This is a genomic window from Ruegeria sp. BG11 (assembly GCF_056538565.1).
Window position 1 is genome coordinate 421,610 of the sequence record NZ_JBQFTH010000001.1, and the last position, 19,169, is coordinate 440,778.

Sequence of the window (19,169 nt, forward strand, 5' to 3'; positions counted from 1 at the left end):
GTCCCCTCAGCCCAGCGGCTGCGCCTTTTCCACGATCCGGGCAAAGAACGAGGCCCCGACCGGTGCGATATCATCGTTGAAGTTGTATTTTGGGTGGTGCAGCCCGGCGCCCTCACCCTGACCCAGAAACAGATACGCCCCCGGACGCGCCTGCAGCATGTATGAGAAATCCTCGGCCCCCATGTCGCGGCCCATATTGTCGACAACGCGGTCCTCGCCTGAGACCTCGCGCGCCACATCCGCGGCAAAGGCTGTTTTCTCGGTGTCATTGATCGTCGCCGGATAGCCGATCTGATAGTCCAACGTCGCCTCAACCCCGTATGAGGCCGCCTGCCCTGCCACGATCTGCTCCATCCGTTCCATCACCATCTTCTGAACGGTTGGGTCAAACGTGCGAACCGTACCGTTCAGGTAAGCTGTGTCCGGAATCACATTGTTCACTGTTCCGGCGTGAATCTGCGTGACGGAGATCACCAGATCCTGCACCGCATAGTGGTTCCGGCTGACAATCGTCTGGATCGCCTGTGCAATCCCGCAGGCCGCCATCACCGGGTCCTTGGTCTGGTGTGGCAAAGCTCCGTGACCGCCCTGCCCCTGCACGTGAATCTCGAACGTATCCACAGCAGCCATCAGAGGCCCGGCGGTCGTGTAAAAGGCGCCCTCGGGGTTTCCCGGATCATTGTGAATGCCATAGACCTGAGAGATGTCGAACCGGTCCATGATGCCTTCCTGCACCATCACATCCGCGCCGCCACCTTCTTCTTCGGCCGGTTGAAAGATCAGCGCCACACGGCCCGCAAAATTCCGCGTCTCGGCCAGATAGCGCGCAGCCCCCAACAGCATCGTGGTATGCCCGTCATGCCCGCAGGCATGCATTTTACCGGGGTTCTTCGAGGCGTATTCAACGCCCGTCTCTTCGGGGATCGGCAATGCGTCCATATCGGCCCGCAACCCGATGGTTGGGCCCTCACCCTGTCCGTTGATGATCGCCACCATCCCGGTTTTGGCGATGCCTTCGTGCAGCTCATCCACGCCGAACTCCCGCAGACGCTCGGCCACGAAAGCGGCTGTCTCGTAGCATTCGAACTCCAGTTCAGGGATCGTGTGCAAGTGCTGGCGCCACTTGGCCATATCGGCGGCAAAATCGGCAATTCGGTTGACGACGGGCATCTGGGGTGGACTCCTGATCGGGACTGCGGAATGGATGCATCTGACACCGGAACGAAAGGGTTCGCAATGGCTGAAAATCCTCTGATCCATGACAGCGATGCGGGTATCGAGCGCCTGCTGGAAATCATGCGCCGCTTGCGCGACCCGCAAAGCGGTTGTCCGTGGGACATCGAACAGGATTTCGCCACCATCGCCCCCTACACGATCGAGGAAGCCTATGAGGTCGCCGACGCCATCGAACGGCAGGCCTATGATGAACTGAAGGGAGAGCTGGGTGACCTTCTCTTCCAATCCGTCTTCCACGCGCAAATGGCTGAGGAAGCGGGGCATTTCACCTTTCAGGACGTGGTCCGCACCATGTCGGACAAGATGGTCAGCCGGCACCCGCATGTGTTCGGCGACGAATCTCGTGAAAAGTCCGCCGACCAGCAAACCAAGGATTGGGAGACCATCAAAGCTGCCGAACGCGCGGGCAAGGAACAAAAAGGCGCGTTGCACGGAGTGGCCGCCAACCTGCCCGCCCTGCTGCGCGCGCACAAGCTGCAGAAACGGGCCGCGCGGGTGGGATTCGACTGGCCTGATGCCAGCCATGTCCTCGCCAAGATCACCGAAGAAGCCGCCGAATTGGAGGAAGCGCGCAACGCCAAGGACGCCGACGCGCTGGAAGATGAATTCGGCGATCTGCTGTTCGTGATGGTCAATCTCGGGCGGCATCTGGGGATCGAACCCGAGGCCGCCCTGCGCCGCACCAACGCCAAGTTCACCCGCCGATTTGAGCAGGTCGAGGCTCGTCTGGCCGCGCGCGGCAAGACCCCTTCACAAAGCGATCTGGCCGAGATGGATGCGCTATGGGATGAGGTGAAGACTGAGGAACACCGCGCCAATGGCAAACTCCCGCCAGTTGGAGCCTGAATCAGGTGGACAAGTCGCGTGACACTTGCGACTGTCCGACCTTCACGCCCCCCGGAGACTCCAATGCCCCGCAAGATCATCATCGACACCGACCCCGGTCAGGACGACGCCGTCGCCATTCTTTTAGCGCTCGCCAGCCCCGAAGAGATCGAGGTGCTGGGCATTACTGCCGTCGCCGGGAATGTGCCGCTTGAACTGACCGCCAAGAACGCGCGTATTGTCTGTGAGTTGGCGGGCCATACCGAGGTGCCGGTCTATGCCGGATGCGACCGGCCGCTTAAACGCCCTCTTATCACGGCTGAACATGTGCACGGCAAAACCGGGCTGGACGGTCCCGTTCTACCGGATCCACAGATGCCTTTGACCGAGGGCCACGCGGTTGATTTCATCATCGAAACCCTGCGCACGCAGGAACCCGGGACAGTCACGCTCTGCCCGCTGGGGCCGCTGACGAACATCGCGACCGCCTTCCAGAAGGCCCCGGATATCGTCGACCGGGTGCAGGAAATCGTGCTGATGGGCGGTGCCTATTTCGAGGTCGGGAACATCACGCCAGCCGCAGAGTTCAACATCTATGTCGACCCTGAAGCTGCTGATATCGTGTTTAAATCTGGAGCTCATATTGTCGTCATGCCTCTTGATGTGACCCATGACGCTTTGGTTACACCGCATCGCAATGACGCATTCAGATCGCTGGATAGTAAGGTCGGTCATGCAGTTGCTGAAATGACCGATTTTTTCGAGCGCTTTGACAAGGAAAAGTACGGCTCAGAAGGCGCACCTTTGCACGATCCCTGCGTTACCGCCTATTTGATTCAGCCAGAACTGTTCTCGGGTCGCCACATTAATGTTGAGATCGAAACCAAGTCAGAATTGACGCTGGGCATGACAGTCGCTGACTGGTGGCGTGTAACAGACCGAAAACCGAATGCTATGTTCATGGGCGACGTGGACGCCCAAGGTTTCTTCACCCTTCTCACGGGAAGGCTGGCCCGCCTATGACCGCCGCTTTAAGACTGGCTCGACCTGAAGATCTGGACCGCCTGATGGGGCTTGTCTCTGCGTTCCACGCCGAACAGGGGATCGCGCAAGACGCCGACCAACGGCGCGAGGCGCTGATGCCTCTGCTTGAGGGCATCCCTCATGGCTGCATCTACCTGATTGGCCCGGGCCGCGCGCCTTTGGGCTATATCATCCTGACCTTCGGCTGGTCGGTTGAATTCGGCGGCATGGATGGGTTCGTGGACGAAATCTACATCCGCCCCGCCGTTCGTGGTCGAGGTATCGCAACCGAGGTCCTGCTGGAACTGCCCAAGGCGCTTGCCGAGGCCGGGCTGACGGCCCTGCACCTTGAAGTCGACCGCACGCACGAGGCGACGCAGAAACTATATCTGCGCACCGGCTTCAAACCACGCGAGCGCTACATGCTGATGAGCAAAGCGCTCTAGCGCGACTCGCCCCGGAAAATCACACTCGGGTTATAGTACATCTCCTGCACCGGATCGTCGGAGGAGACCTTTTGCCCTGTGATCGGATAGGTCCCGGGCCCTGCACAGGCCGCCAGAAATACAGTGCTGAGAACTGTCGCTACGAGAAGGAATTTCGAACCAGTCATGGTGTGCTCCTTTCTGTAATGGCGACAGTATAGAACACGAAACCGTGAGCGCTGTGTGATTAAGTTCACACATAACATCTGTTAACCCGCTAAACGCCTGCAAATAAGGCGAATTCTCCTAGCCAGAGGAATTAACAGTCGCAGCCGTCCTTTTGCTATCAAAAAGGCCCTCTTTCCGGGGAAAGAGGGTCTCTAACAGAGTTCTGCACCGGGTTTCAGATCACTGTTTCAGGATCGACGCTCCGGCATATTCCGCAACTTCACCCAGCGATTCTTCGATACGGATCAGCTGGTTATACTTGGCCAACCGGTCCGAGCGCGCCAGCGAGCCGGTCTTGATCTGACCGCAATTGGTCGCCACGGCCAGATCGGCAATGGTGGAGTCCTCGGTCTCGCCTGAGCGATGCGACATCACGTTGGTATAACGCGCGCGGTGGGCCATATCGACGGCGCGTAGTGTCTCGGTCAGCGATCCGATTTGGTTCACCTTGACCAACATCGAGTTGGCGCAGCCACGCTCGATCCCTTCGGCCAGACGTTCCGGGTTGGTCACGAAAAGGTCGTCGCCAACCAGTTGCACCTTGTCACCGATGGCATCAGTCAGAGCTTTCCAACCATCCCAGTCGTCTTCGGACATCCCGTCTTCGATCGATATGATCGGATAGTCTTTGACCAGGGTCGCCAGATACTCGGCGTTTTCCTCTGAGGTCAGCGAGATATTCTCACCCGCCAGCACATATTTGCCGTCCTTGAAGTATTCGGTCGCGGCGCAATCCAGGGCGAGGTGAATTTCCTCGCCCGGCTTGTAGCCCGCTTTTTCGACCGCCTGCAGGATGAAATCCAATGCCTCACGGGTCGATGCGATGTTGGGGGCAAAGCCGCCTTCGTCGCCCACTCCGGTGGCCAGACCGGCAGCCGACAGCTCACGCTTAAGCGTGTGGAACACCTCGGAGCCCATGCGGATCGCCTCGCGAATATTCGCGGCCGAGGTCGGCATGATCATGAATTCCTGAATATCGATCGGGTTGTCGGCGTGCTCGCCGCCATTGATGATGTTCATCATCGGAACCGGCAGGACGCGGGCCGAGGTACCACCGACATAGCGATACAAGGGTTGCGTGGTGAAATCCGCCGCCGCCTTGGCCGTCGCCAGCGAAACACCCAGAATGGCGTTTGCGCCCAGACGACCCTTGTTCTCGGTGCCGTCCAGTTCGATCATAGCCTGGTCTATGGCGACCTGTTCAGTCGCGTCAAAGCCTACCAGCTCTTCGGCGATCTCACCGTTGACGGCGGCAACGGCCTCGAGCACGCCTTTGCCCATGTAACGCGCCTTGTCACCGTCGCGTTTTTCAACCGCCTCATAGGCGCCGGTGGAGGCACCCGAGGGCACAGCCGCGCGGCCCATTGTGCCGTCTTCCAGAATCACGTCGACCTCGACCGTCGGGTTGCCCCGGCTGTCCAGGATTTCGCGTGCGTGAATGTCGATGATGGTACTCATGAGGGCGGTCCCTGTGGCTGCATTCCGTTGCACGCGTCATAGCAGCACGGAACTAAAAGTAAACCATTTCCGTTATCGCTAACACGTATATTCCCGGCCCTTTAGGGCTAACAGCGTCATGTTTGCGCCAACAGGGTTACGCGGCGGCCAAGGCCATTGCTCGCGCCAATTTGCGTTCGCGTAGAAAGGTATACAGGCCCGAGCCGATGATCAGGGACGCCCCCGCCAGTGTCATCAGGTCCGGACGTTCGCCAAAGACCAAGACACCCGCAAGGATCGAAAACAGAAGCCGCGTGTAGCGAAACGGCGTAACGGCTGAGGCTTCGCCGACGCGCATCGCGATCACGATCGCATAGTAGCCCAGAACACCGAAAAAGGCCGCTCCGGCAAAAGGCCAGACCTCAGCGCTTTGCATGGCTTCCAGTGGATGGCCGCTCATGATCATCAAGGCTGCACCGCCCACGGCCAAGGCCAGATAGGCCTGCAAGGACACCACCGCCGAAGAGACCTTGCTGTCCAACCGCCGTGTTATCAGATCGCGCGCCGCCACGCCGATGACCGCAGCCACGACATAAAGGGATTCCGGGCGGAACCCTTCAAGCCCGGGTCGGATGATCATCAGTACGCCGATAAAGCCAATGCCAATCGCGCTCCAGCGTCGCCAACCGACCTGTTCACCCAGAAAAAGGGCTGCCCCCATGGTGACCGCTAGAGGCATTGCCTGAAACACGGCCGCAACGGTCGAAAGGTCCACACGGGCCAGCGCCGTCACAAAGGCCACCGCAGCGACGGCTTCGGACATAGCGCGGATCATCGGCAAAAGCTGCCACGCCTCGGGCACAAAAATCCGTTTTCGGGTCGCGATGGCCATGACCAGAAATACGACAGAACAGACCAGCCCCAGCATGACCAGAATCTGGCCAGGCATTATTGATGACGTAAGCTGCTTGATGAAGACATCCTCAAGCGTGAAAGCCGCCATAGACGCAATGACCAGCAAAATGCCGTTGACGTTGTTCATGGGTCTGTCCGTAAAGAAACGGGCGGCACCAATTGCCGCCTTCTCACTTCAGCAAAACCGTATATATTGCGTTAAATCAAGACCTATCACATCGCGAGCGATGAATTGTCTTGTTGCCACCCATCGCGTTTGGTGATGGATCACTCGGGCTTGATGGGAACGCCATACAGCTCCAGCCGGTGTCCCTTCAGGCGATAGCCCAGTTTTTCCGCGATCTTTTCCTGTAGGGCTTCGATCTCGGGGTCGACGAATTCGATCACTTCCCCCGATTGCATGTCGATCAGGTGATCATGGTGATCCCTCTCGGCATCTTCATAGCGGGCGCGGCCATCGCCGAATTCCAGACGCTCCAGAATGCCGGCCTCTTCGAACAGTTTCACCGTGCGGTAGACCGTTGCGATCGAGATACCCGAATCCAAAGCCGAGGCACGGGCATAGAGTTCTTCGACATCCGGGTGGTCCGCGCTCTCCTCGAGAACCTGCGCAATGGTGCGCCGTTGGCCGGTCATGCGAAGGCCTTTGGCCTCACAACGCGAAATGATCGTATCCGGCATGATGCCCCTCAGAAACTATTCGGGTGTCTGTCTTAGTATGTCCGCACGCGCCGCGCCACAAGAATTCGACATGCCCGCGCAGATCATCCTTCAAGGCGCAGATCGGCCCAGATCGGCAGATGGTCCGAGGCGATATGGGCCGGGCGATCCTCATGCACCCCATGCGCATGCACCTCGACACCCTGCCCTAGGGCAATCCGATCCAAAGCGCCCAGAGGCTGGGCGGCGGGAAAGCTGGGAAGCGGAGGCAGAAACCGCATCTCGGGCACGAGGTTGTCCAGCACAGGTGAGCGCGACCATTCGTTGAAATCCCCGGCCCAGACCGTGGGCATATCCTCCAGATCCGCACCGAACTGACGGATGTGAGTGATCTGTCGTCGACGCGAAGCGGACAGCAGCCCCAGATGCATGCCCATCACCCGAAGCGGCCCAATGGGGGTATCGAACTCAACCCGCACCGCGCCCCGCGGCTCGAACCCCGGCAATTCGTGATGGCCGGTCTGACGGACCGAGATCGCATCGCCCCGCCAGATCACCGCATTTCCATGCCATCCCAAACTGCCTGCCCCGCCGAGCTCGACGATCTGCCATCCGGCCTCATCCAACATGAACTGAGGCAGCGCGGCAGGCCGTGGCGGCAGCCGTTTATCCGCTTCTTGCAACACAACGATATCGGCGCGCATCCCCTCAAGAACCTGAAGGATGCGCTGTGGCTGACGCCGAAGATCAAGGCCGACACATTTCTGAATATTGTAGCTGGCAAGCCGCAGAACCGAGGGTATTTTCATATCGCTTTTCAGAGTCAACGGCACCGATTTGGAACCTTAGAAATGGGCGCGGTGTTGCAATTCTCAGCGCGTTCCCTCAAAGGTTTATGAGCATTACATTAAATAAGTTTACACGAAATCAAGCGGGGTTAAACTGCCGCAAAAAGGAAACTCGCCCTTGGACGTTGAATCCACATTCGCCACGATGATCATTGCCGATATCGTGGGCAGTACGCCGCTCTACAAGGCGGTGGGCGATGACGAAGCCCAGCGCCTGATCCAACTTGAGATCGATCGGCTGCGCTCGGTCCTGCAAGAGTTTGGCGGCATTCCGGTCGGACAAAAGGGCGACGATGTTCTCAGCTATTTCGAGAACCCGAGCGCGGCCTACAATGCAGCCCTGAAACTGATTGAGCCTTCGACACATACGCCGCTATCGGTTCATGTCGGCGTGCATTGCGGCCCCATCGTGATCGGCAAGCGCGGCATCTATGGCGAGGCCGTCAACGTGACAGCCCGCTTTGCGACCGCAGCCAATCCGGGTGAGGCCTGTTTCAGCCAAGGGATCGCTGTTTTGCTTCCTGCCGATCTTCGGCGCACGCTGACACCCTTGGGCCAGCTCAGCCTGAAGGGGCTGACCGAGCCTCAGACGGCCTATTCCCTGATCCACCCCGAATCCGACTCTATCTCGCAGACGCGCCTGCCACAGAGTTTTGGCCGCACCGAGGAGAACTGGCAGCCCCGCGAAGGTCTGACCCTGATCCTGCGCCATGAAGACCGAGTCTGGCGTTGTTTAGGCAATGGAGAGTTCAAGATCGGCCGTGCGCCTGACTGTGATGTGGTATTGCCGCAGCCCTGGATCTCGCGCCTTCATGCGGTCCTTGCCATGAAAGCAGGTAAGCTGATCCTGACAGATCGCAGCACCTCGGGGACCTACGTGAAATCGGAATCCGGACGCGAAATCCAACTGAAACGGGAATCGGTCATGCTGGCCGATAGCGGCCTGATCTCTCCAACTCTGCCCATCGACATGTCCGAAACCTGCCTTCAATTTGAGCTGCTGGGACGCAATCAGGTTCCGCAGAACGTGACGTGAACCACCTCATTTGCACTGGGGGGCCGTGTCAGATCGACATCCTCGGGCTGATCCTCAAAGGGGCGTGACAACACATCGTTCAATCGATGGAACGGCGCATAGTCCCCCTTCACCGCAGCTTCGATCATCTGCTCAACGCGGTGGTTGCGCGGGATGAAGGCCGGGTTTGCCGCTGCCATAATCCCTTGTGGATCCGACTCGCGCGACTTGCGGGCCTGCCAACCCTCAGCCCAGCCATCAAACGCCTCGGGGTTCGTGAACTGATCCCGCGCGGTCTCTCCGCCCAGTGCCCGGAACGTGTTGGTGAAATCCGCATGCTCCTCCGCCATACGCTTCAACAGGTCGGTGATCAACTCAAGATCCACATCCTCTGCGCGCGTTAAACCCAGCTTGGCACGGAAGCGGCTCAACCACTCCTGCTGCAACAAATCGGGCATGGCGTGTACGATCTCGGTCGCTTCTTCGACGCCGTCCTGAGGATCATCGTATTGCTGGATCAAGGCCGTCGCCAGTTGCGCCAGATTCCACACTGCGATTTCGGGCTGGTTAGAATAGGCATAACGCCCCATCCGGTCGATCGAACTGTAGACCGTATTCGGATGGTAGCTGTCCATGAAGGCGCAAGGACCATAGTCGATGGTCTCCCCCGCGATCGAGGAATTGTCCGTATTCATCACCCCGTGAATGAACCCAACGCTCATCCACGCCGCGATCAGATTCGCCTGCGCATCACGCACGGCCCGCAACAGACCCATTGGCCCTTCAGCCTCGGGGTAGTGGCGCTGGATGGCATAGTCGGTCAGTTGTTTCAAACTTTCGACCTGCCGTCGCCCGGCAAAGACTTGAAATGTGCCCACGCGCAAATGGCTCTGCGCCACACGGGTCAGAACCGCCCCCGGCATCGGCCCTTCGCGGTAGACCGCTTCCCCGGTTTCAACAGCCGCCAGAGCGCGCGTGGTCGGAATGCCCAGCGCATGCATCGCTTCTGAAACCACATATTCCCGTAACACCGGCCCCAGCCATGCCCGCCCATCACCTTGCCGCGAATAAGGTGTCCGGCCGGAGCCCTTCAGCTGAATGTCGCGGCGTATCCCGTCTTCGCCCACAGTCTCGCCCAGCAAAACCGCACGCCCATCCCCGAGCTGAGGATTATAAGTCCCGAACTGGTGACCAGAATACAGCTGCGCCAAAGGCTCTGCCCCATCGGGCAATGTATTCCCCGCAAAGGCCTGCGCCATCTCCGTGACATCTCCGGGTGAGATGCGCAAAATCCGCGCTAGCCCCTCGTTGAACGCAATCAACTGAGGCTCTTTCACAGGGACCGGAGACTGCCGCGTGTAAAAGGCATCCGACAAACGGGCGTAGGAGTTATCAAAGGGGATCGTAAGGGGCATGGTGCAAACATATGACCTTAGGCGATGATTGCCATAGCGGATCGTGTGAACCCATGCATAATCGCGCAAACCCAAAGGGCCAAACATGACCGCGCAAGAGATCATCGACCACCTGAACCTGCAAAAACACCCCGAAGGCGGCTGGTACCGCGAGACATGGCGCGCGCAAAACGAAGGCCGTGCCACGGGCACTTGCATCTATTTCCTGCTAGAGGCCAAGGAATCCAGCCACTGGCACCGCGTCGATGCCACCGAGATCTGGCTCTACCACGCAGGCGCCCCTTTGATCTTGTCGATCAGCGAAACCGACCAAGGCCCTGCCACCGACCACCTTCTCAGCCCCGACCTGTCCAAAGGCGCGCCGCAACTGATTGTTCCCGCAAACCACTGGCAAGCCGCCCGAACCACCGGAGACTACACTCTGGTCAGCTGCACCGTCTCTCCCGGTTTCGAATTCGAAGGTTTCGACCTCGCCGCCGCAGGTTTCAACATCCCTCGCAACAGATAGCACGAGGGATCCAAACTTCATCTGGCCAAAAATACCTCGGGGGGGGGGGCGCGCAAAGCGCGGCGGGGGCAGAGCCCCCAACCCCGCACCCACCTATTTCTCGGCCCGGTTCTTCAAAAGCGCAGTCAACAAAGGCACCAGCAACGCTGGTAAAGAGCCCAACGGGTTTGCCCCAATGTTCTTCACCGCCTGAACCACCTCACGTGCTTCACTGGCCATCTCTTCCATCTCGTCTTCAACGTCTGCAATCGCCATATCGCGAACTTCCACCGCCGGGGCGATTTCATCCTCGACACTGGTCCGCCGCGCAAACAGAACCAGCAGCGCCGCCAAAACTAGGTTCCCTGCCGCCAGCACCGCTGCTGCACCGGCGGAAGACATCAACGCGTTCAACGCAAAAAAGATGGCAACATTCAGGGCAACCAGACCGGCCAGTGCCGCGATACCTGCCAGCACCATCAGGATCGTCTGTTGCTGCATGACCGCAAGACGACGACGCGCGATCAGGCGCTCCGTGCGATAGATCGTTACAAGATTTCTGCTAAGTCTGCTCATCTAACCCTCTCTATCTGCTGGCCCGACCGACCACATACCCAAGCGAGAACGCAATCAGCAGAACTGTAATCGGATAATCCTTCTGCAATCGACCAAACTCGGCAACGACCTCCTCACCCATGGCCTCGGCCCCGGATAGATCAACGCCATGCTCTTTCAGCAATCGCCGAATCTCATCGCTGGTCTTGGTCGAGGCCTTTTCTTCGGCGCCCACCTCCGCGCGCTCCTCCAACTTCGCGTTGCGAGCCCGCAGCGCCTCAAGTTCGGCTTCCAGTTCCGCTTTTGTCGCCATGAAACAAGACCTTTGTTGAAACAAGTTTACACAAGCGTTGCATATTTATGCCCGCTTTTGAACCACTTGGTCCGAGTTTCCAGCTTAGCTGGCCTGATCCACCGAGACACGGCTGACAATGCCGCCGCCCACCAGGGCCTGCACCCCCGTCGTTCCAGGGCATGAGGTCGGCAAACCCCTCGCCACGCGGACCGCCAGATGGGCGAAGGCCTGAGCTTCCAGCATATCGCCGTCCAGCCCCACGACCTCGACCGGCTCAACCGGGCAATCCAACGAAACGCGCAGCATCTCCATCAAAACGGGGTTATGCCGCCCACCGCCGGTCACCAGCACGCGCGTGGGTGGTTTCGGGCAATGCTGCATCCCCTGCGCCACACCCGCCGCACACATCGCGGTCAGGGTCGCAACCGCGTCCGCATCGCTCAACTCCTGCACGAGACGCACCATCTCGGCAAAGTCGTTTCGATCCAGGGATTTGGGCGGCATGCGCGCAAAGAATGGTTCGGCCAGAAACAGCTCAAGTGCACCGGTTTCCACGGTGCCGCCTCGGGCCACTGCACCGTCGCGATCCATCGGCTGGCCCAGACGGGCCTGCATCAGATCATCGACAGGCGCATTTGCCGGGCCGGTGTCAAAAGCCAGCAACGCCCCCGGTGCCTCAGGGCCATCAAAGGACGGGTCTACATAGGTCAAGTTGCCGACACCGCCGAGGTTCAGGAAACACAGCGGCTCCTGCGCATCGATCCATTTGGCACAGGCGAAATGAAAGAACGGGGCCAGAGGCGCGCCCTCGCCCCCCAAAGCCACATCATCACTGCGGAAATCCCAGACAACCGGCAAACCGAGCGCCTGCGCCAGCCCGACGCCATCGCCCACCTGCAAGGTGCCCCGCCCACGCGGCTCATGCGCAAGGGTCTGGCCGTGAAAGCCGATCAAATCCACCGCTTCGAATTCCGACAAGGCCTCGGCATGGGCCACGGTCACCAACTCGCCCGCGACCTCCACATCCGCGCCTTGCCATTGCCCCATAGCGGCCCGGATTACTGCACGTTCAGCCTCGGAATAGGCGCGATAGCCGGTTTCACCAAAGCTGAAGATCCGATGACCATCGGTTTCGACCACAGCCGCATCCACGCCATCCATTGACGTTCCGGACATCGCCCCAAGCGCACGGATCGGCCCGTTTGTTTTGTTGGACTGCCGCACGGCTGCCTCCTGCCTGTATCAGACGTTGCACCTGCCTTCTGAACAATCAGAGCGTGCAACGGCGCCAACCTGCCCCGCCTATGGCAGACAAGGCAAGCGCCTTGCGCCCAAGCTGCAAAGAATTCTGCCCCGCGCGCCATGTATGCGACGCTGACCCTAGGTGTTTTTCAGCGCAAAAGGCACCTTCCCCTTCCCCACGCCGCCGCCTATACAGTGCCCCGCAACAGTAACCCCGAGGGCACGATATGACCTACCACCCCAAATCGGATTTCATCGCCACGATGATCGAGCGCGGCTTTCTCGCCGACTGCACCGATTATCAAGGCCTTGACGACGCGCTGATCGACGGGGTTCAGACGGCTTATATCGGCTATGACGCCACTGCGCAGTCATTGCATGTGGGGCACCTGATGAACATCATGGTGTTGCGTTGGTTGCAAAAGACCGGCCACAAGCCGATTACCCTGATGGGCGGCGGCACCACCAAGGTAGGCGACCCCTCGTTCCGCTCGGACGAGCGCCCCCTGCTGGGGCCCGAACAGATCGACGCCAACATCGCCGGGATGCAGAAGGTCTTCGCCAAGTACCTGTCCTATGACGACAGCAACACCGGCGCGTTGATGCTGAACAATGCGGAATGGCTCGACAGCCTGAACTACCTCGATTTCCTGCGCGATATCGGGCGGCATTTCTCGGTCAACCGAATGCTGTCCTTTGAGTCCGTGAAATCCCGGCTGGACCGCGAACAATCGCTGAGCTTCCTGGAATTCAACTACATGATCCTGCAGGCCTATGACTTCCTTGAGCTAAACCGCCGCTATGGCTGCGTTCTGCAAATGGGCGGGTCGGACCAGTGGGGCAATATCGTCAACGGTATCGACCTGACCCGCCGCGTATTGGATCAGGAAATCTATGGCCTGACGACGCCTTTGTTGACCACCAGCGACGGCCGCAAGATGGGCAAATCGCAAGGCGGCGCGATCTGGCTGAACGGCGATATGCTGTCGCCTTATGAGTTCTGGCAGTTCTGGCGCAACACCACCGACGCTGACGTAGGTCGTTTCCTGAAGATTTTCACCGAGCTTCCGGTCGATGAGTGCGACCGCATGGGCGCGTTGCAGGGGTCCGAGATCAACGAAGCCAAAATCCGCCTCGCCAATGAGGTCACGACCCTTCTGCATGGTGCCGAAGCCGCTGCCACAGCCGAGGCCACCGCGCGCGAGGTGTTCGAAAAAGGCGGAGTTGGCGGAGACCTTCCGACCCTCACGCTCAGCGCGGATGAGCTGGGCGATGGCATGTCGATCGTGCAGTTGATCGTGAAATCCGGTCTGGCCAAGTCCGGGAAAGAGGCCAAGCGTCTGATCTCGGAAAACGGAGCCAAGCTGGACGACGCGCCGCTGACGGATGCAGGCCTGATGATTGACGCAGGCGCACTGTCCTCTCCGATCAAACTGAGCGCAGGCAAGAAACGCCACGCTCTGGTTCAGCTGGGGTGATCTTTCTCGTTTTCGAGAGCAAACACCTGCGCCCGTAGCGCCTTATTTCGTTGAAGCCCAAATCTATGCTAAACTGCTGACTATTGAAGCGTTTTAGTATGATTTGAACATGGTAGTTGCAAACAAATTCACTTCTTCCCGCCGCGCCGACGTTGTATTTGAAGGCGAAAAATTCTCAACCGGCGCAGACGAAGTCACCTGCATCCTGACAACCGACAGCTTGAAGCAAAAGGGAAGCTCTCCGGCTACCGGCCATTGCGCGATTGTCGAGCGGTTCAACTCGCGCTGGGATGTAAAGGACCTGATTGATCTGGCTGCGGTGCAAAAGGCTCTGTCCAGTAAGTCGACGCTCCAAAAGCTTGCCAAGGCAAATTCGGTCGACAAGATTTTGGAGCTTCTGGCGCTGACAGAAATTCAGATGCTGTCCGACTACTCGGAACTGCAGGCACAGACATACATCAAAGGCCACATCCTGAGCGAAAAACTTGGCGGGCCCGGCACCAATGTCAATCTGACGCCCATGTCTGCCAGCTCAAATTCGACCTACTACAGCGCCTTTGAATCCAAACTGATCAAGAGCTTGCAGGACTTCAGAAAAGAAGAGAAAGCCTCGGGCTATCGGGTCCGCGTCCGGTTTCATGCGAAGTGCAGCGGCGGCATGAAACCCTGGTGGAGCAGTGCGTCGAAGGAAACCTCGCGCATGTTGAGCAAGCTGCCGAGAACCCTGAAAGCAAGCTGGCGGGTAGACAGCTTTTTCAAAGACGGCAAACCTAGCGAGCGGATCGCAAAGTCGAAATTACCGGCATCGGCAGCAAAGAAGATGCCTAAAGCGACTGGCGCTAAACCGGTCACCTACCCGCTGGCGCTGTAAATTACCGAGATGGCGCTAGCTGTATCCGGAGTTTGATATGCTGGTGTAGGTCGCCGGATGTGGCGACCTACAAAAGGCTCAGGGGCTGCGTCACGATGGGCTACTTCTTGCCCTTTCCTCCGCCGTTCTTGCCGCCGCCTTTGCCGTCGCCGCCTGTACCGCCGCCTTTTCCATCACCGCCTTTGCCGCCTCCGCTGTTTCCACCATTTCCGTTGCCGCCGCCGCCGTTTCCGGAGCCGCCGCCCTGACCATTATTACCACCACCGTTACCGGTGCCCGGCCCTGAACCTCCGTTGTTGCCGCCACCGTTTCCGGGGTTTCCACCATTTCCATTACCGTTGCCGGGACCGCCGTTGTTGCCGCCATTGCCACCGTTGCCGGGGCCGTCACCGCCGCCACCGTTGCCGGGGCCATCGCCACCGTTACCCGGACCATCGCCCCCATCACCGGGGCCGTCATTGCCGCCTGGGCCACCATCACCCGCCGGACCGCCTCCGCCGATGTTGCCCGGACCGTTGGAAGACCTGTCTTCGCCTTGGTTCGAAGTGGCCTGCACACTCGCCGTGGGCAAATCGGTCAGCAACGTGGCCAATCCCGGACATTGCGCACCTGTAACGCTGAGGGTGGCTTCGAAATCGGCCCGCCTCTGCAGACGCTCCAGAAAGCTCGGCGTAACCTGCACGCAATCACACAAACCCGCATAATCTCCGGCATTGGCGAGATCACGCGCTGTTTTCCAGTTGCAAGTTTCCGGCGCGGCTGCTGCGCTTCCGACCATGAACACCCCGACAAACGGCGCAATCGCAAGCGCGCCAAGTTTTTGCTTTGTACTCTTTAACATTTCAGCACCTCCTGACGAAAAAACACCCGACCGCGTCAGGTTGTTCATTCACGAATTGGCGATCTTCCGTGAAGCCGATCTGAAGGGTTTCTGAGGAATTCTTCAGAACCAAACGCGGGGTCCAAAGCCAAACCTATAGACAGGACGCGGCTAAACTGTTTATTGAACGTATGTTCATTAACCCGCGAGGAGGCCCATCATGAACCTGTCCGACACCGCAGCCATCATCACCGGCGGCGCGTCCGGTTTGGGCGAAGCCACCGCCCGGCACTTTGCCGCGCAGGGCGCTCAGGTCACGCTGCTGGATCGCGATGCCGAGCGAGGCGCGAAGGTCGCCGCCGAGATCGGAGGGCATTTCACTGAGACCGACGTAACCCAAGAAGCCTCGGTCGCAGCAGCGGTCGAGCTGGCCTCGGACAAAATGGGCAAGATCACCGCTGCCGTGAATTGCGCCGGTATTGCGGACGGTATCAAAACCGTCGGGCGCGACGGCCCGCACCCTTTGGACGCTTTCCAGCGCACAATCGACATCAACCTGGTGGGCAGTTTTAACGTGGCCCGTCTTGCCGCAGCCCAAATGGCCCTGAATGAGCCAGACGCGGACGGGGCCCGTGGTGTTATCATCAACACCGCGTCAATCGCGGCATTCGACGGGCAAAAGGGTCAAGCGGCGTATGCGGCTTCAAAAGGCGGCGTGGTTGGTATGACCCTACCTATGGCACGCGATTTGGCCTCAACCGGTATCCGGGTGATGACCATCGCGCCCGGTATTTTCATGACGCCGATGCTGGCCGGTCTGCCGGAAGAGGTGCAGGCGCAATTAGCCGCCGACGTCCCGAACCCGCCCCGTTTGGGGGATCCAAAGGAATACGGACGCCTCGCCGGTTTCATCGTTGAGATGGGCTATCTGAACGGAGAGGTCATCCGCATCGACGGCGCCCTAAGGATGCGCTAACCCTAAGAACATGAGCGAACGGCAGAAAATGGCGGCGGGTGCGTGGTACACCTGCCTCGATCCGGAACTGGAAGACTTGCGCCAGACAGCCCGTCGCGCCGTTTACGCCCACAACACATGCCAACCGGATGATCGCGGCCCCATCGCGCCCGAGCTGCACGCGCTTTTCGCCGAAACTGGGCATATGTGCTTCATCGAAGCCCCGTTTCATTGCGCCTATGGATTCAACCTATCTCTGGGCGATCGTGTCTATTTTAATGCGGGCTGTACCGTATTGGATACCGCGCCTGTCAGGATCGGCAGCGACACAATGCTCGGACCTAGCGTCCAGATCTACTGCGCTGAACACGCCAAGGACCCCGCCCTGCGCGCAGACGGTCTTGAAGTCGCGCATCCGGTCACGATTGGAGAGAATGTTTGGATTGGCGGCGGCGCTATAATCCTGCCTGGTGTCTCAATCGGCGACCGGGCCATTGTAGGCGCGGGCAGTGTCGTGACCAAATCTGTCGCACCCGATGGAACGGTCGTTGGCAACCCAGCACGCCCAATCCGGGGAAGCGCATAAGACGACCTTGAAATTCTGAGGAAACGAGTTTCGGGTCTTTTACTACCCGCCTTCGGCCTTTTCCTCCAGCATCAGCCACTCTTCCTCAGCGACCGACAGTTTCTCCTGCCGTTCGACCAGCGCCTCGGTGGCTTTCTGGAACTTGACCGGCTCGCGCGTGAACAGGTCGGGGTCTGCCATCAGCTCTTCCAGCTTGGCAATCTCGGCCTCCAGCCGCGCAATCTCGGCCGGGAGCTTCTCCAGCCGGTGCTTCTCCGAGAAGGACAGGCCTAGTTTCGGCTTGGCCTCTTGCTTCACCTTTGGCTTGGAAGATTTTGTTTTCTCTTCTTTCTTAGGGGCAAGATCACCCCGCTGAGCGATGTAGTCCGACCACCCGCCCGCATAGACGGTCGCGCGGCCATTGCCCTCCATCGCGATGGTTGTGGTGGCGACACGGTCCAGAAAGTCGCGGTCGTGGCTGACCAGCAGAACCGTGCCGTCATAGTCGTCCAACAGCTCTTGCAGCAGGTCCAGAGTTTCCACATCCAGATCGTTGGTCGGTTCGTCCAGCACCAGCAGGTTCGACGGCTTCGCCATCAGCTTCGCTAGCAGCAAACGCGCTTTTTCCCCACCGGACAGGGACTTAACAGCCGCTCTTGCCTGGCGTTCATCGAACAGAAACTCTTTGAGGTAACCCACAACATGCTTGGGCTGCCCGCCAGCCATGACCTGATCGGCCTTTCCCGACACCCGCATCTCGGGGTCTCCGGTCAGACTGTCCCACAGGCTCATCTCAGGGTCCAACTGCGCGCGGGTTTGGTCAAACACCGCGATCTCCAGATTGGTGCCCAGCGTCACGGTGCCTTCATCCGGAGCTTCCTGCTCCAGCAGCATCTTCAACAGAGTGGTTTTGCCCACCCCGTTCGGCCCAACAAAGGCAACCCGATCGCCGCGCTGCGCCAACAGATGAAAGCCGCGCACGATCTGCTTGTCGCCATAGGCTTTCGACAGAGCTTTGGCCTCGATCACCTTGCGACCGGATTTCGGCCCCGCCTCAAGCGACATCGCCGCCGAGCCCTGACGTTTGATCTGCGCCGCTTTTTCGGCCCTCAGGATCTGCAACGCGCGCACCCGCCCTTGGTTGCGCTTACGTCGTGCGCTGATCCCTTCGACCGCCCATTTCGCCTCGGACTTGATCAGGCGGTTCAGCTTGTGACGCTGCTGATCTTCCTCTTCCCAGACCTTGTCGCGCCAAGTCTCGAATGCCTCGAAGCCCTGCTCCTGCCGTCGCACCATGCCGCGATCAATCCACAGGGTTGCGCGGGTCAACGCCCGCAGGAACGCGCGGTCGTGCGAGATCAGCACATAGGCGGCCCGAGTAGCGCCCAATTCGCGCTCCAGCCAAGCGATGGCTTCAATATCCAGATGGTTGGTCGGCTCGTCCAGCAGCATCAGATCCGGCGCTTCGGCCATCAGTTTGGCCAAGGCCGCGCGCCGCCTTTCCCCGCCCGAGGCAGTCTCAACGGGGCGCGATGGGTCGAATTTCAAGCCCTCACCGGCGCGTTCGACCTTGTACAGCTCGCCCGGCTCCAACCCGCTTGAGGCATAATCGCCCAGCGTCGCGAACCCCTCCATACCCGGGTCCTGCTCCATATACCCAACGGATTTTCCGGGCGGCACAACGATCTCGCCCTGATCGGCCTCAACCAACCCCGCCATCACTTTCATCAAGGTGGATTTACCCGAGCCGTTGCGCCCCACAAGCGCTACTCGATCACCCGGCTGGACCACCAGATCCAAACCGGAAAACACTGGATCACCCCCGAAGGTCAGGGAAATGCCGGACATCTGCAACAAAGGAATTCTCGCCATGC

General features: G+C 59.4%; 21 protein-coding genes. 9 read left to right on the forward strand and 12 right to left on the reverse strand.

Going from position 1 to position 19,169, the window contains the following annotated elements:
• Positions 1–6 precede the first annotated feature (6 nt).
• On the reverse strand, positions 7–1,170 hold the full coding sequence (locus tag ACR0JF_RS02115) for a M20 aminoacylase family protein (protein ID WP_170659733.1): 1,164 nt from the start codon (positions 1,168–1,170) through the stop codon (positions 7–9).
• 66 nt (positions 1,171–1,236) lie between these two features.
• On the opposite strand from ACR0JF_RS02115, the gene mazG reads away from it, so the two are divergent.
• The 3 genes from mazG (at position 1,237) to ACR0JF_RS02130 (ending at position 3,530) form a co-directional block, all read left to right on the forward strand.
• Positions 1,237–2,082 carry a nucleoside triphosphate pyrophosphohydrolase gene (mazG, locus tag ACR0JF_RS02120; RefSeq protein ID WP_170659734.1) on the forward strand — a complete coding sequence of 282 codons (846 nt, stop codon included), beginning with the start codon at positions 1,237–1,239 and terminating at the stop codon, positions 2,080–2,082.
• A gap of 63 nt (positions 2,083–2,145) precedes the next feature.
• Positions 2,146–3,084, forward strand: a complete 939-nt coding sequence (locus tag ACR0JF_RS02125) for a nucleoside hydrolase (protein WP_170659735.1) — start codon at positions 2,146–2,148, stop codon at positions 3,082–3,084.
• A complete protein-coding gene (locus ACR0JF_RS02130) occupies positions 3,081–3,530 on the forward strand; it encodes a GNAT family N-acetyltransferase (RefSeq protein WP_170659736.1) in 450 nt (149 codons plus the stop codon). The genes ACR0JF_RS02125 and ACR0JF_RS02130 overlap by 4 nt, the downstream gene beginning before the upstream one ends.
• On the opposite strand, the gene ACR0JF_RS02135 is transcribed toward ACR0JF_RS02130, so the two are convergent.
• From ACR0JF_RS02135 to ACR0JF_RS02155, 5 genes are all read right to left on the reverse strand, one after another.
• Positions 3,527–3,697, reverse strand: a complete 171-nt coding sequence (locus ACR0JF_RS02135; protein WP_170638520.1) for a hypothetical protein — start codon at positions 3,695–3,697, stop codon at positions 3,527–3,529. The two genes, ACR0JF_RS02130 and ACR0JF_RS02135, sit on opposite strands and share 4 nt — an antisense overlap.
• A gap of 220 nt (positions 3,698–3,917) precedes the next feature.
• Complete coding sequence (eno, locus tag ACR0JF_RS02140) at positions 3,918–5,195, reverse strand: phosphopyruvate hydratase (RefSeq protein ID WP_170659737.1); 1,278 nt, start codon at positions 5,193–5,195, stop codon at positions 3,918–3,920.
• Positions 5,196–5,331: 136 nt separating this feature from the next.
• Positions 5,332–6,216 carry a DMT family transporter gene (locus tag ACR0JF_RS02145; protein ID WP_170747588.1) on the reverse strand — a complete coding sequence of 295 codons (885 nt, stop codon included), beginning with the start codon at positions 6,214–6,216 and terminating at the stop codon, positions 5,332–5,334.
• Positions 6,217–6,356: 140 nt separating this feature from the next.
• The gene (locus tag ACR0JF_RS02150) at positions 6,357–6,770 is read right to left on the reverse strand and encodes a Fur family transcriptional regulator (RefSeq protein ID WP_170373928.1); all 414 of its coding nucleotides are present in this window, start codon (positions 6,768–6,770) and stop codon (positions 6,357–6,359) included.
• Between the two features lie 83 nt (positions 6,771–6,853).
• On the reverse strand, positions 6,854–7,558 hold the full coding sequence (locus ACR0JF_RS02155) for an endonuclease/exonuclease/phosphatase family protein (RefSeq protein WP_170659740.1): 705 nt from the start codon (positions 7,556–7,558) through the stop codon (positions 6,854–6,856).
• A 157-nt stretch (positions 7,559–7,715) separates the two neighbouring features.
• Between ACR0JF_RS02155 and ACR0JF_RS02160 the strand changes: the two genes are divergently transcribed.
• Complete coding sequence (locus ACR0JF_RS02160; protein WP_170659741.1) at positions 7,716–8,633, forward strand: adenylate/guanylate cyclase domain-containing protein; 918 nt, start codon at positions 7,716–7,718, stop codon at positions 8,631–8,633.
• On the opposite strand, the gene ACR0JF_RS02165 is transcribed toward ACR0JF_RS02160, so the two are convergent.
• Positions 8,609–10,027, reverse strand: a complete 1,419-nt coding sequence (locus ACR0JF_RS02165) for a protein adenylyltransferase SelO (RefSeq protein WP_170659742.1) — start codon at positions 10,025–10,027, stop codon at positions 8,609–8,611. The genes ACR0JF_RS02160 and ACR0JF_RS02165 overlap by 25 nt on opposite strands.
• 85 nt (positions 10,028–10,112) lie before the next feature.
• Here ACR0JF_RS02165 and ACR0JF_RS02170 point away from each other — a divergent pair, with 85 nt between their 5' ends.
• On the forward strand, positions 10,113–10,535 hold the full coding sequence (locus ACR0JF_RS02170) for a cupin domain-containing protein (protein WP_170659743.1): 423 nt from the start codon (positions 10,113–10,115) through the stop codon (positions 10,533–10,535).
• A 93-nt stretch (positions 10,536–10,628) separates the two neighbouring features.
• Here ACR0JF_RS02170 and ACR0JF_RS02175 read toward each other — a convergent pair whose 3' ends face one another.
• The 3 genes from ACR0JF_RS02175 to ACR0JF_RS02185 form a co-directional block, all read right to left on the reverse strand.
• Positions 10,629–11,090 carry a hypothetical protein gene (locus tag ACR0JF_RS02175; RefSeq protein WP_170659744.1) on the reverse strand — a complete coding sequence of 154 codons (462 nt, stop codon included), beginning with the start codon at positions 11,088–11,090 and terminating at the stop codon, positions 10,629–10,631.
• Between the two features lie 10 nt (positions 11,091–11,100).
• Positions 11,101–11,382 carry a hypothetical protein gene (locus tag ACR0JF_RS02180; RefSeq protein WP_170659745.1) on the reverse strand — a complete coding sequence of 94 codons (282 nt, stop codon included), beginning with the start codon at positions 11,380–11,382 and terminating at the stop codon, positions 11,101–11,103.
• An 84-nt stretch (positions 11,383–11,466) separates the two neighbouring features.
• A complete protein-coding gene (locus ACR0JF_RS02185) occupies positions 11,467–12,588 on the reverse strand; it encodes an anhydro-N-acetylmuramic acid kinase (protein ID WP_480668867.1) in 1,122 nt (373 codons plus the stop codon).
• 245 nt (positions 12,589–12,833) lie between these two features.
• Here ACR0JF_RS02185 and tyrS point away from each other — a divergent pair, with 245 nt between their 5' ends.
• Together tyrS and ACR0JF_RS02195 are read left to right on the forward strand one after the other, a co-directional pair.
• Entirely contained in the window at positions 12,834–14,084 is a 1,251-nt protein-coding gene (gene tyrS / locus ACR0JF_RS02190) for a tyrosine--tRNA ligase (protein ID WP_170659746.1), read from the forward strand.
• A 109-nt stretch (positions 14,085–14,193) separates the two neighbouring features.
• Positions 14,194–14,955: a DNA/RNA non-specific endonuclease gene (locus ACR0JF_RS02195; RefSeq protein WP_170659747.1), complete on the forward strand. Its 762-nt coding sequence runs from the start codon at positions 14,194–14,196 to the stop codon at positions 14,953–14,955.
• A gap of 100 nt (positions 14,956–15,055) precedes the next feature.
• On the opposite strand, the gene ACR0JF_RS02200 is transcribed toward ACR0JF_RS02195, so the two are convergent.
• Positions 15,056–15,796 carry a hypothetical protein gene (locus ACR0JF_RS02200; protein ID WP_170659748.1) on the reverse strand — a complete coding sequence of 247 codons (741 nt, stop codon included), beginning with the start codon at positions 15,794–15,796 and terminating at the stop codon, positions 15,056–15,058.
• Positions 15,797–15,995: 199 nt separating this feature from the next.
• Between ACR0JF_RS02200 and ACR0JF_RS02205 the strand changes: the two genes are divergently transcribed.
• Together ACR0JF_RS02205 and ACR0JF_RS02210 are read left to right on the forward strand one after the other, a co-directional pair.
• Entirely contained in the window at positions 15,996–16,751 is a 756-nt protein-coding gene (locus tag ACR0JF_RS02205) for a 3-hydroxyacyl-CoA dehydrogenase (protein WP_170659749.1), read from the forward strand.
• A gap of 10 nt (positions 16,752–16,761) precedes the next feature.
• Positions 16,762–17,316, forward strand: coding sequence for a sugar O-acetyltransferase (locus tag ACR0JF_RS02210; protein ID WP_170659750.1), 555 nt, complete (start codon positions 16,762–16,764; stop codon positions 17,314–17,316).
• Between the two features lie 42 nt (positions 17,317–17,358).
• On the opposite strand, the gene ACR0JF_RS02215 is transcribed toward ACR0JF_RS02210, so the two are convergent.
• Positions 17,359–19,167 carry an ABC-F family ATP-binding cassette domain-containing protein gene (locus tag ACR0JF_RS02215; protein ID WP_480668868.1) on the reverse strand — a complete coding sequence of 603 codons (1,809 nt, stop codon included), beginning with the start codon at positions 19,165–19,167 and terminating at the stop codon, positions 17,359–17,361.
• Positions 19,168–19,169: the final 2 nt, after the last annotated feature.